At 65.4% G+C, this 13,924-nt stretch carries 2 protein-coding genes; one reads left to right on the top strand and one right to left on the bottom strand.

Going from position 1 to position 13,924, the window contains the following annotated elements; all coding sequences use genetic code 11:
- A partial coding sequence (locus J4E53_RS19735; protein ID WP_207268175.1) for an RNA polymerase factor sigma-70 occupies positions 1-525 on the bottom strand: 525 nt, incomplete at its 3' end.
- Positions 526-806: 281 nt separating this feature from the next.
- Between J4E53_RS19735 and J4E53_RS19730 the strand changes: the two genes are divergently transcribed.
- Positions 807-13,793, top strand: a complete 12,987-nt coding sequence (locus tag J4E53_RS19730; protein WP_103309722.1) for a non-ribosomal peptide synthetase — start codon at positions 807-809, stop codon at positions 13,791-13,793.
- Positions 13,794-13,924 lie beyond the last annotated feature (131 nt).

Genomic DNA, 13,924 nt, shown 5'->3' with positions numbered 1-13,924 from the left:
CCGAACCCCCGACACCTTGCGGCAATGCACCAGTGCGTCGCGGATCATGAAGTTCACCAGGGTCGGCGAGACCCCCAGCTCCTTGGCGATGTCCTTCTGTGGCACGCCGTGCAGGCGGTACATCTCGAAGGCATAGCGGGTGCGGCTGGGCAGTTCGGTCAGCGCGTCGGCGATGTGCTCCAGCGTCGAGAAGTTGATATGGGAGGTTTCTGGCGAAGCACCCTGGATCACCACGTTCAACCCTTCCTCCTCCGGCCCCGAGTATTTCTGTTCCAGCGCCTGCTTGCGGTAGTGGTCGATCGCCAGGTTGCGCACGATCTGGAACAGATAACTGAGTTGCGCCTTGAACGAGGAGGTGATCTGTGGTGCCGATTGCAGCCGGAAAAAGGCGTCCTGCACCACATCTTCCGCGCGGGACCGGCAACCGGTAATGCGCGCCGCGATCTTGACCAGGATCAGTCGGTTATCGACGAACGCCTGGAGTAACGGTGAGTCGCACCTGCTTGTGGATACTTGTTCCGTCATGGAATTCACCTTGCTGCAAAAAGTTAGCGGGACGTCCGGATGCCGGACCCGTCCTACACATCGAGCGCCAAATTAGGCTTAATGATAATGATTGTCAATTGAGAAGAAGAATTATTGATGTAATAAAGTCCAGCCTCGGCGCCGCGACCCATTGCCGCGGTGCCTGGCCGCTGGCTGCCTGGCTGCATGCCGCGGTGAGTCGGCTGCCGGACTAATTATTTGCCGCGGCTATCCGTTCCATGGGGGACAACTTGCAAGCCGAATTCAGGCAGGAAACCCCCATGACCGACGCGTTCGAACTCCCCAGCACCCTGGCTCATGCCCTCCAGCGCCGCGCCGCGTTGACGCCGGACCGGGTGGCCCTGCGCTTCCTTGCCGACACCCCTGGGCAGGGTGTGGTGTTGAGTTATCGCGACCTGGACCTGCGCGCCCGGACCATCGCCGGCGCCTTGCAGGCCGAAGCGGCGTTGGGTGATCGCGCCGTGCTGTTGTTTCCCAGTGGCCCGGATTACGTCGCGGCGTTTTTTGGCTGCCTCTACGCCGGGGTGATTGCAGTGCCGGCCTATCCGCCGGAGTCCGCCCGTCGCCACCATCAGGAGCGCCTGCTGTCGATCATCGCCGACGCCGAACCGCGCCTGCTGCTCACCAGCAGCGATCTGCGCGAACCGTTGCAGGCCATCGAGTCGGCGCCGCCGGTGTTGTGCGTCGATACCCTCGACCCGGCCCACGCCGGGCAATGGCGGATGCCGACGCTGCAGGACGATGACATTGCCTTCCTGCAATACACCTCCGGCTCCACCGCGCTGCCCAAGGGTGTGCAGGTCAGCCACGGCAACCTGGTGGCCAACGAACTGCTGATCCGTTATGGCTTCGGCATCGACCTGAACCCCGACGACGTCATCGTCAGCTGGCTGCCGCTGTACCACGACATGGGTCTGATCGGCGGTCTGTTGCAGCCGGTGTTCAGCGGCGTTCCCTGCGTATTGATGTCCCCGGCTTATTTCCTGGCCCGCCCCGTGCGTTGGCTCGAAGCGATCAGCGAGTACGGCGGCACCATCAGCGGCGGCCCGGATTTCGCCTATCGGTTGTGCAGCGAGCGGGTCAGTGATGCGGCCCTGGAACGTCTCGACCTGAGCGGCTGGCGCGTGGCTTATTCCGGCTCCGAGCCGATCCGCCTCGACACCCTGGAGCGTTTTGCCGAGAAATTCGCTCCGTGCGGCTTCACGCCGGACAATTTCATGGCCTCCTATGGCCTGGCCGAAGCGACTTTGTTCGTCGCCGGCACGCCGCGCCGCCACGGCATTCCTTCGTTGCGAGTGGATGACGCAGCCTTGGCGCAGAACCGGGCCGAGCCGGGGCAGGGCAGCGCGGTGATGAGTTGCGGTGTCAGCCAGCCCGGGCACGCGGTGCTGGTCGTCGAGCCCACCACGTTGCAGCCGTTGGCCGACAATCAGGTCGGTGAAGTCTGGGCCGCCGGGCCGAGCATCGCCCTGGGTTACTGGCGCAACCCTGAAGCCAGCGCCAAAACCTTTGTCCAGCACGACGGCCAGACCTGGTTGCGCACCGGCGACCTGGGTTTCCGGCGCGGCGGCGAACTGTTCATCACCGGTCGCCTGAAAGACCTGCTGATCGTGCGCGGGCACAATCTCTATCCCCAGGACATCGAGCAAACCATCGAGCGCGAAGTGGAGGTGGTGCGCAAGGGCCGGGTGGCGGCGTTCGCGGTCAACGACAACGGCGAGGAGGGCATCGGCATCGCTGCGGAAATCAGCCGCAGCGTGCAGAAAATCCTGCCGCCCGAAGCCTTGATCAACGCCATTCGCCAGGCCGTGGCCGAGGCCTGCCAGCAAGCCCCGAGCGTGGTGGTGCTGCTCAATCCCGGCGCGCTGCCCAAGACCTCCAGCGGCAAGTTGCAGCGCTCGGCCTGCCGCATCCGGTTGGCCGACGGCAGTTTGGACAGTTACGCTCAGTTCCCGTCAGCGGCAGCAGACGTGGCTGACGAACCCGCCCCGTCCTCCGCGTTGCAAACCCTCATCGGTCAGGTCTGGCGGGAGCAATTGCAGGTCGAGCAGGTCCGGGCCGACGATCATTTCTTCCTGCTGGGCGGCAACTCCATCGCCGCCACCCAGGTGATCGCACGCCTGAGCGAAACCCTCGGGCTGGCGCTCAACCTGCGCCTGCTGTTCGAAGCGCCGACCCTGGCGGCGTTCGCGGCGGCGGTGGCGAACCAGCAGCGGGACGGCGGCCAGGCCCAGGGCGCGATCAGCCCATTGCCGCGCCATGCGCCACTGCCGCAATCCCTGGCGCAGAACCGTTTGTGGATCACCTGGCAGCTCGACCCGGTGAGCCGTGCCTACAACATTCCCGGCGCCTTGCACCTGCGCGGCGAGCTGGACGAAGACGCGCTGCGGGCCAGTTTCCAGCAACTGATCGAGCGTCACGAGTCCTTGCGCACGCGGTTCCTGGAGCGGGATGGGGTGGCCTTGCAACAGGTCGATCCGGCCGGCGAATTCAAGCTGCAGGTGATCGATCTCAGTGACGAACCTGCCAACCGGCGCGAAGCCCGGGCGCGGCAGGTTCGAGAAGACGAAGCGGCCACGCTGTTCGATCTGGAGAAGGGACCGCTGCTGCGGGTCACCCTGTTGCGCCTCGACGAGGATGACCATCAACTGCTGGTGACGCTGCACCACATCATCGCCGACGGCTGGTCGATGAATGTACTGATCGAAGAATTCTCCCGCTTATACGCCGCCATCTCCCAAGGCCAGGTTGTTGAACTGGCACCATTGCCCTTGCAATACGCCGACTACGGCAGTTGGCAACGCCAGTGGCTCGCCCAGGGCGAGGCCGAGCGCCAACTGACCTACTGGAAGCAGCAACTGGGCGCTGAACAATCGCCCCTGGTGCTGGGCACGGATCATCCACGCAGCGCTCAACGCCAGCGCAGCGCCGCGCGGCACAGCCTGCGCCTGGACAAGGACCTCGGCGAGGCCCTGCGCCACGTGGCCCAGGCCCATGACGCGACGCCGTTCATGCTGTTGCTGGCGGCTTTCCAGGCGCTGTTGCAGCGTTACACCGGGCAATCCGACATCCGCGTCGGTGTGCCCAACGCCAACCGTCCGCGCCTGGAAACCCAGGGGCTGATCGGCTTCTTCATCAACACCCAGGTCCTGCGCGGGCAGGTCGATTCCCGTCAACCGTTTGCCGCGTTGCTGGCCCAGGCCCGGGAAGCCACGCTCGGGGCCCAGGCCCACCAGGACCTGCCATTCGAGCAACTGCTCGAAGCGTTTCCCGAGGCGCGCGAGCAAGGTCTGTTCCAGGTGATGTTCAACCACCAGCAGCGTGACCTGAGTGCCTTGCGCCGTCTGCCGGGGCTGCTGGCCGAGGAGTTGCCGTGGCACAGCCGCGAAGCCAAGTTCGACCTGCAATTGCACAGCGAAGAAGATCGCAACGGCCGGTTGACCCTGTCGTTCGACTACGCCGACGAACTGTTCGAGGCGGCGACCATCGAGCGGCTGGCAGCGCATTACTGCAACCTGTTGCGGGCGGTCTGTGCCGATCCGCAGCAAGCCATCGGCGATGTACCGTTATTGACCGCCGATGAACACCGCCAACAGCAGCAGTGGAGCGCGGCCCCGTGCGAGCTGGCCAGCCAATGGCTGCCGGAGCTGTTGAACGAGCAGGCCCGCAGCACGCCGCAACGGATCGCCCTGCGCTGGGACGGTGGTCAACTCGATTATGCCGAGCTGCACGCCCAGGCCAACCGCCTGGCCCATTACCTGCGGGACAAGGGCGTTGGCCCGGATGTGTGCGTGGCGATTGCCGCCGAGCGTTCGCCACAGTTGCTTATCGGCGTGTTGGCCATCATCAAGGCCGGCGGTGCCTATGTGCCGCTGGATGCGGACTACCCGGCCGAACGCCTGGCCTACATGCTCGACGACAGCGGCGTCGACCTGCTGCTGACCCAGACCGCGTTGCTGGAGCGTTTGCCAGCCTGCGACGGCGTCAGTGTCATCGCCATGGATGCCTTGCACCTGGAACAATGGCCGAGCAACCCGCCGGGCCTGCACCTGCACGGCGATCACCTGGCCTACGTGATCTACACATCCGGCTCCACCGGCCAGCCCAAAGGCGTCGGCAACACCCACGCGGCCCTGGCCGAGCGCCTGCAATGGATGCAAGCGACCTATGGGCTGGATGCCACCGATGTGCTGATGCAAAAGGCCCCCATCAGTTTCGACGTGTCGGTCTGGGAGTGCTTCTGGCCGCTGATCACCGGCAGTCAACTGGTCCTGGCTGGCCCCGGTGAGCACCGTGACCCGCACCGCATCGCCCAGTTGGTGCAGCAGTTTGGCGTCACCACGCTGCACTTCGTACCGCCGCTGCTCAGCCTGTTTGTCGAAGAACCGCTGAGCGCCCGCTGCACCAGCCTGCGCCGGCTGTTCTGCGGTGGCGAAGCCTTGCCGGCCGAGTTGCGCAACCGGGTGCTGGCGCAACTGCCGTCGGCGCAATTGCACAACCGCTACGGCCCGACCGAAACCGCGATCAATGTCACCCATTGGCATTGCACCGAAGCTGATGGCGAGCGCTCGCCCATCGGCCGTCCCCTGGGCAATGTGCTGTGCCGGGTGCTCGACAGCGACCTCAATCCCGTGCCGGCCGGTGTGCCGGGCGAGCTGTGCATTGGCGGCCTGGGCCTGGCCCGGGGTTACCTCGGGCGTCCGGGCCTGAGCGCCGAGCGTTTCGTCGCCGACCCAATGGGGCCGGCCGGTGCGCGGTTGTACCGCACCGGCGACCGGGTGCGTTGGGGCGCCGACGGCGTGATCGAATACCTCGGCCGCCTCGACCAGCAGGTCAAGCTGCGCGGCTTCCGGGTTGAACCGCAGGAAATCGAAGCGCGCCTGCTGGCCCAGGACGGCGTCGCCCAAGTGGCGGTGCTGGTGCGCGACACCTCGGCCGGTCCGCAGTTGATCGGTTATTACACCGCGCCGGAGGTCGCCCACGGCCAGGACGAATTGAACACCCGGCTCAAGGCCGCCCTGGCCGCCGAACTGCCGGACTACATGGTGCCCGCCCAACTGCTGCGCCTGGACGCCATGCCCTTGAGCCCGAGCGGCAAGCTCGATCGCCGCGCCTTGCCTGAACCGCAATGGCAGGTGCGCGAGCATGTCGAGCCGGTCAGCGCCCTCCAACAGCAAATCGCCGGCATCTGGCGCGACGTGCTGGGACTGGCGAGGATCGGCCTGCGGGACGATTTTTTTGCCCTCGGCGGCCATTCGCTGCTGGCGACCCAGATCATTTCCCGCACTCGCCAGGCCTGTGACGTGGAACTGCCGTTGCGAGCGCTGTTCGAGGCGAGTGAACTGGGGGCTTTCGCCGAGCAAGTGCGGTTGATCCAGGCCAGCGGCCAGACCAATCGCCAGCCGCCCATCGAGAAGGTCGACCGCAGCCAACCGGTTCCGCTGTCGTATTCCCAGCAGCGCATGTGGTTCCTCTGGCAGATGGAGCCGGACAGCCCGGCCTACAACGTCGGCGGCATGGCGCGGTTGCGCGGGGTGCTGGATGTCGGGCGCTTCGAGGCGGCCTTGCAGGCGTTGATCCTGCGCCACGAAACCCTGCGCACCACGTTCCCGAGCGTCGACGGCGTGGCCTGCCAACAGGTGCACGGCGAGACGGGCCTGCGCATGGACTGGAAGGACTTCTCGATGCTGGCCGCTGACATTCGTCAGCAGCGGGTGCAGCAACTGGCCGACAGCGAGGCGCACCAGCCCTTCGACCTGGAAACCGGACCGCTGCTGCGGGCCTGCCTGGTCAAGACCGCCGAGCATGAGCATTACTTTGTGCTGACGCTGCACCACATCGTCACCGAAGGCTGGGCGATGGACATTTTTGCCCGTGAACTGAGCGCGCTGTACGAAGCCTTTGTCGACGACCGTGAATCCCCGCTGGAACCCTTGCCGGTGCAGTACCTGGACTACAGCGTCTGGCAGCGCCAGTGGCTGGAATCCGGCGAGCGTCAACGGCAGTTGGACTACTGGACCGCGCAACTGGGCCGCGAGCATCCGCTGCTGGAGCTGCCCGGCGACCGCCCGCGTCCGTCGGTGCAGAGCCATCGCGGTGAACTGTTCCGTTTCGATCTCAGTGATGAGCTGGCCGCGCGGGTCCGCGCCTTCAACGCGCAACAGGGCCTGACCCTGTTCATGACCATGACCGCCGCCCTGGCCGTGTTGCTCTACCGCTACAGTGGCCAGATCGACCTGCGCATCGGCGCGCCGGTGGCCAACCGCATCCGCCCGGAAAGTGAAGGGCTGATAGGTGCGTTCCTCAACACCCAAGTGCTGCGTTGCCAGCTCGACGGGCAGATGTCGGTGGGCGAACTGTTCGAACAGGTGCGCCACACCGTCATCGAAGGCCAGTCCCATCAGGACTTGCCATTCGATCATCTGGTGGAAGCCCTGCAACCACCGCGCAGTGCGGCCTACAACCCGTTGTTCCAGGTGATGTGCAACGTGCAGCGCTGGGAATTCCAGCAGAGCCGCACGCTGGCCGGCATGACCGTCGAATACCTGGTCAACGACGCCCGGGCCACCAAGTTCGACCTCAACCTGGAAGTCACCGACCTGGATCAGCGCCTGGGTTGCTGCCTGACCTACAGCACCGACCTGTTCGACGAACCGCGCATCGCGCGCATGGCCGGGCACTGGCGCAATCTGCTGCAAGCGCTGCTGGACGATCCGAGCCGACGGCTGAGCGAGCTGCCGTTGCTCGATGCAGGCGAGCAGCAACAACTGCTCGACAGCCTGGGCGTCGAGCCCGGTGAGCATCGCCTGGACCAATGCATTCACCCACTGTTCGCCGAACAGGCCCGGGCGCGTCCCGATGCACCGGCCCTGACCTTCGCCGGGCAGACCCTGACGTATGCGCAACTGGACAGCCGCGCCAATCGCCTGGCCTGGCGCCTGCGCGAGGCAGGCGTCGGGCCGCAGGTGCGGGTCGGCCTGGCCCTGGAGCGCTCGCTGGAAATGGTCATCGGCCTGCTGGCGATCCTCAAGGCCGGCGGCGCCTACGTGCCGCTGGACCCGGAATACCCGCTGGATCGCCTGCACTACATGATCGAAGACAGTGGCATCAGCCTGCTGCTCAGCGACCGGGCGATGCTCCAGGCCCTCGGTGCACTGCCCGAGGGTGTGGAGTGCTGGTGCCTGGAAGATGATTCGCCGGCCTTGGCGCAGTACCCGGATCACTCACTGCCGCTGATCAACCTGCCGCAACACCAGGCCTATCTGATCTATACCTCCGGTTCCACCGGCAAGCCCAAGGGCGTGGTGGTGTCCCACGGTGAAATCGCCATGCATTGCCAGGCGGTGATCCAGCGCTTTGGCATGCGCCCGGACGACTGTGAGCTGCATTTCTATTCCATCAACTTCGATGCGGCCACCGAACGCCTGTTGGTGCCGCTGCTCATTGGTGCCCATGTGGTGTTACGGGCCCAGGGCCAGTGGGACGCCGAGGAAATCTGCGGGCTGATTCGCCAGCACCGCATCAACATCCTGGGGTTCACCCCCAGCTACGGTAGCCAGTTGGCGCAGTGGTTGGCGACCCAGGGCCAGACCTTGCCGGTGCGCATGTGCATCACCGGCGGCGAAGCCCTGACGGGCGAGCATTTGCAGCGCATTCGCGCGGCGTTCAGCCCGAGCCTGTTCTTCAATGCCTATGGCCCGACCGAAACCGTGGTCATGCCCCTGGCGAGCCTGGCCCCCGAGCAATTGGAGGAGGGTGCGGCCAGTGTGCCGATTGGCAGCGTGATCGGTGCCCGGGTGGCGTACATCCTCGACGCGGACCTGGCGTTGGTGCCGCCGGGTGCCACGGGCGAGTTGTATGTGGGCGGCGCCGGTCTGGCCCAGGGGTATCACCAGCGTCCGGGGATGACCGCCGAGCGTTTCGTCGCCGACCCGTTCGCCACCGACGGTGGACGCCTCTATCGCACCGGCGACCTGGTGCGCCAGCGTGCCGACGGGTTGGTGGAGTACCTGGGACGGATCGACCATCAGGTGAAAATCCGTGGTTTCCGCATCGAACTGGGGGAAATCGAAACCCGCCTGCTGGAACATGAGGCGGTGCGCGAGGCCGTGGTCCTGGCCCTCGACACGCCCGGCGGCAAGCAACTGGCCGGCTACCTGGTGAGCGACATCGCCAGCCAGGATGACGAGCGACAAGCGGCCCTGCGCGACGCCTTGAAAAACCACCTCAAGGCGCAGTTGCCGGACTACATGGTGCCCACGCACCTGATCCTGCTGGCGAGCATGCCGCTGACCGCCAACGGCAAGCTCGACCGCCGCGCCTTGCCGCTGCCCGATCCTGAACTCAATCGCCAACTTTACGTGGCGCCGAGCAATGCCCTGGAACAGACCTTGGCGGCGATCTGGTGCGACGTGCTGAACGTGGCGCAGGTGGGCCTCAACGATAATTTCTTCGAGCTGGGCGGTGATTCGATCCTGTCCATCCAGGTGGTCAGCCGTGCCCGGCAACAGGGCATTCATTTCACGCCCCGGGACTTGTTCCAGCACCAGACCGTACAGACCCTGGCCGCCGTCGCCACGCGCAGCCAGCAAGTGCATGCCGAGCAGGGCCTGTTGCAGGGCGAGTCCGGGTTGACGCCGATCCAGCACTGGTTTTTCGAGCGCCCGATCCCCAACCGCCATCACTGGAACCAGGCATTGCTGCTGGAACCGACCACGGCCCTGGACCCGCAACGGCTGGAGCAGGCGCTGCGTAGCGTCTTCCAGCACCACGATGCCTTGCGCCTGGGCTTTGACGAAAGCGCCGGACATTGGCGTGCCGAGCACCAGTCGCTGACTGACGCTGTGCTGCTGCAGCAGGTCAGCGTGGACACTGCCCAGGCATGCGAAGCGTTGTTTGCCGAGGCGCAGAGCCGTTTCAATCTAGCCACCGGGCCGTTGCTGTGTGCCGTGCTGGCGCAGTTGCCGGATGGTCGGCAACGGTTGTTGATCGTCATTCATCACCTGGTGGTGGACGGTGTGTCGTGGCGAGTGCTGATGGACGATCTGCAAACCGTCTATCGCCAACTCGTCGCCGGGCAGGCGGCGCAACTGCCGGCCAAGACCAGCCCGTTGCGCGACTGGGCCGCGCGTTTGCAGGCCTACGCCGGCAGCGAGTCCCTGCGCGAGGAGCTGGGTTGGTGGCAAGCGCAATTGAGCGGTGCGCAAGTGCAACTGCCGTGCGCGAATCCTGACGGCGGGCTGCAGGAGCGTCACGGGCAAACCGTCAGCGTGCGCCTGGACGCCGAGCGTACCCGGCAACTGCTGCAACAGGCGCCAAGCGCTTACCGCACCCAGGTCAATGACCTGCTGCTCACGGCGTTGGCCCGGGTGCTGTGCCGTTGGAGCGGCCATGATTCGGCCTTGGTCCAGCTCGAAGGCCACGGCCGCGAAGCGCTGTTCGACGACCTCGACCTGACCCGCACCGTCGGCTGGTTCACCAGCGTCTATCCCGTGCGCCTGAGTCCTGCGGTTGAAGATTTCAGCGTCTCGATCAAGGCCATCAAGGAGCAACTGCGCGCGGTGCCCCACAAGGGCCTCGGTTATGGTGTGCTGCGTTACCTGGCGGACGCGCCGACACGCGAGGCGATGGCCGGCCTGCCACACGCGGCGATCACCTTCAACTACCTGGGCCAGCTTGACCAGACCCTGGGCCAGGAGGCGCTGTTCCAGCCGCTGGATGCGCCCCTGGGTGCCATCCACGATCCCGATGCGCCGCTACCCAACGCGTTGAGCGTCGACAGCCAGGTCAGCGGCGGCGAACTGGTGCTGCGCTGGACCTTCAGTGCCCAACGCCATGAGCGCGAGACCATCGCGGCCCTGGCCGAGGCTTACCTCGATGAGTTGCAACGCCTCATCGAACACTGCCTGACGGACGAGGCGGGCGGGCTGACGCCATCGGACTTCCCCCTGGCGAAGCTGACCCAGGGCCAGCTGGACAGCCTGCCGGTGCCGGCCGCGCAGATCGAAGACGTCTACCCGTTGACGCCCATGCAGGAAGGCATGCTGTTGCATACCCTGCTGGAGCCGGGCACCGGCCTGTACTACATGCAGGATCGCTACCGCATCGACAGCGCACTGGACCCGCAGCGTTTTGCCCAGGCCTGGCAGGCGGTCATCGCCCGTCACGAAGCCTTGCGCGCATCGTTCTGCTGGAACGTCGGCGAAGACATGCTGCAAATCATCCACAAGCCAGGCCGCACGCCAGTGGATTACCTCGACTGGTCCGAGGTGCCTGAAGACGCCCAGGAAGCCAAGCTCCAGGCTCTGCTCAAGGATGAGCGCGAGGCCGGTTTCGATCTGTTGAACCAGGCGCCATTCCACCTGCGGCTGATTCGGGTCGGCGCGGCGCGCTACTGGTTCATGATGAGCAACCACCACATCCTCATCGATGCCTGGTGCCGTTCGCTGCTGATGGATGACTTTTTCGAGATCTACACCGCCCTGGGCGAGCAGCGCGAGCCGCAGTTGGCTGTGCCGCCGCGCTATCGCGACTACATCGGCTGGCTGCAACACCAGAGCCTGGACGCAGCCCGGCAGTGGTGGAAGCACAACCTGCAAGGCTTCGAGCGGACCACGCCGATCCCTGGCGACCGGCCGTTCCTGCGCGAGCACGCCGGTGACAGCGGCGGCATGATCGTCGGCGACTGCTACACCCGTCTCGATGCCCGGGACGGCGCACGGCTGCGGGAACTGGCCCAGGCCCATCAACTGACGGTCAACACCTTCGCCCAGGCGGCGTGGGCCCTGGTCCTGCGCCGGGTCAGCGGCGACCGCGACGTGCTGTTCGGCGTCACCGTGGCCGGGCGCCCGGTGGAACTGCCGCAGATGCAACGCACCGTCGGGCTGTTCATCAACAGTATCGCGTTGCGCGTGCAGATGCCCGAGGACCATCAGCGCTGCAGCGTACGGCAGTGGCTCAGCGATTTGCTGGACAGCAACATGCAACTGCGCGAGTACGAATACCTGCCGCTGGTGAGCATCCAGGAAGTCAGCGAACTGCCCAAGGGGCAACCGTTGTTCGACAGCCTGTTCGTGTTCGAGAACGCGCCGGTGGAAGTCTCGGTGCTGGACCGTGCCCAAAGCCTCAATGCCACCTCCGACTCGGGCCGTACCCACACCAATTTCCCGTTGACGGCGGTCTGCTACCCGGGGGATGACCTGGGGCTGCACCTTTCCTACGACCAGCGTTACTTCGATGAAACCACCGTCCAGGGTTTGCTGAGTGAGTTCAAGCGGCTGCTGCTGGCGCTGATGGAGGGCTTGCACGGTGACATGAGCGAGTTGCCGCTGATCGGTGCCCAAGAGCAGGACTTCCTGATCGAAGGCTGCAACCAGAGCGAGCATGGCTATCCGCTGGAGCAGAGCTACATCGAGCTGTTCGAGGCGCGGGTCGCGGTTCATCCGCAACGTCTTGCGGTCAGTTGCCTGGACACGACCTACAGCTACGCCGAGTTGAATGCGCGCAGCAACCGCCTCGGCCACGCGCTGATCGCGGCCGGGGTCGGTCCGGATCAGCCGGTGGCGTTGCTGGCTGAACGGGATGCGCAACTGCTGGGCATGATCATCGGCAGCTTCAAGGCCGGTGCCGGCTACTTGCCGCTGGATCCCGGCCTGCCGAGCCAGCGCCTGAGCCGCATCATCGAATTGAGCCGCACGCCTTTGCTGGTCTGCACCCAGGCCTGCCAGGCCCAGGCCCAGGCGTTGCTGGACGAGTTCGCCTGTTCCGGACGGCCGAAGTTGCTGGTGTGGGAAACCGTCCAGGCCAGCGACTTTTCGTCGCAAAACCCTGGCGTCTACAGCGGGCCGGACAACCTCGCCTACGTGATCTACACCTCCGGCTCCACCGGCCTGCCCAAAGGCGTGATGGTGGAACAGCGGGGCATGCTCAACAACCAACTGAGCAAAGTGCCGTACCTGGCGCTGAGCGAGGCGGATGTCATCGCCCAGACGGCGTCCCAAAGCTTCGATATTTCGGTCTGGCAGTTCCTGGCCGCGCCGTTGTTCGGCGCTCGGGTCGACATCGTGCCCAACGCCATCGCCCACGACCCGCAAGGGCTGCTGGAGCATGTGCAGCAACAGCGCATCACCGTGCTGGAAAGCGTGCCGTCGCTGATCCAGGGCATGCTCGCCCAGGAGCGCATCGGTCTGGACGGCCTGCGCTGGATGCTGCCCACCGGTGAAGCGATGCCGCCGGAGCTGGCCCACCAGTGGTTGTTGCGTTACCCGGACATTGGTCTGGTGAATGCCTATGGGCCGGCGGAATGCTCCGATGACGTGGCGTTCTTCCGCGTCGACCAGGCGTCGACCCGTGGCACTTACCTGCCGATTGGTACGCCCACCGACAACAACCGTTTGTACCTGCTCGACGGCGCGCTGGACCTGGTGCCGCTGGGGGCGGTGGGTGAGTTGTGCGTGGCGGGCACCGGGGTCGGGCGCGGTTATGTCAGCGATCCGTTGCGCACCGCCCCGGTCTTTGTGCCCAACCCGTTCGGGGCACCGGGAGAGCGGCTGTACCGCACCGGCGACCTGGCGCGGCGGCGCAGCGACGGGGTCTTGGAATACGTCGGACGCATTGACCATCAGGTGAAGATTCGTGGCTACCGCATCGAGCTGGGGGAAATCGAAGCGCGCTTGCATGAGCAGCCGGAAGTGCGCGATGGGGCGGTGGGCGTGCAGGAGGGCGCCAATGGCAAGCATCTGGTGGGCTACCTCGTGGCCACCGACTCGGCACTCAAACCCGCCGAACGCCTGGAGCGCATCAAGCAGCGCCTGCGGGCCGAACTGCCGGAATACATGGTGCCGCTGCACTGGCTGTGGCTCGATCGCCTGCCCCTCAACGCCAATGGCAAGCTCGACCGCAAGGCCTTGCCGGCCCTGGAGATCGGCCAGTTGCAAAGCCAGGACTATCAGGCACCCGGTAATGAACTGGAGCAGACCCTGGCAGACATCTGGGCCCAGGTGCTGAAAGTCGAGCGGGTAGGGGTACGGGACAACTTCTTCGAGTTGGGCGGTCATTCCCTGCTGGCGACGCAAATCGCCTCACGGGTGCAAAAGGCCCTGCAACGCAACGTGCCGCTGCGGGCGATGTTCGAGTGCAGCACGGTGCTGGAACTGGCCGACTACATCGATGGGCTGGCGGCCAGCGAAATCACTGAGGAGAAGGTGGACCGGTTGAATGATTTGATGGCGGAATTGGAAGGGTTGTAGTTTTGCGGCGTCTATGAAGGCCTCTTCGCGAGCAAGCTCGCTCCCACAGGGTTTTGTGAACGACGCAAATCCCATGTGGGAGCGAGCTTGCTCGCGATGGCGTCAGTCCTGACACAGCAAAGCCCAAGGTT

This window comes from Pseudomonas sp. FW305-28, assembly GCF_017351395.1.
In the GTDB taxonomy this organism is placed as follows: domain Bacteria; phylum Pseudomonadota; class Gammaproteobacteria; order Pseudomonadales; family Pseudomonadaceae; genus Aquipseudomonas; species Aquipseudomonas fluorescens_AA.
The sequence above is the reverse complement of the archived record's forward strand: the minus strand, read 5'-3'. Positions and strand labels throughout refer to the sequence as shown.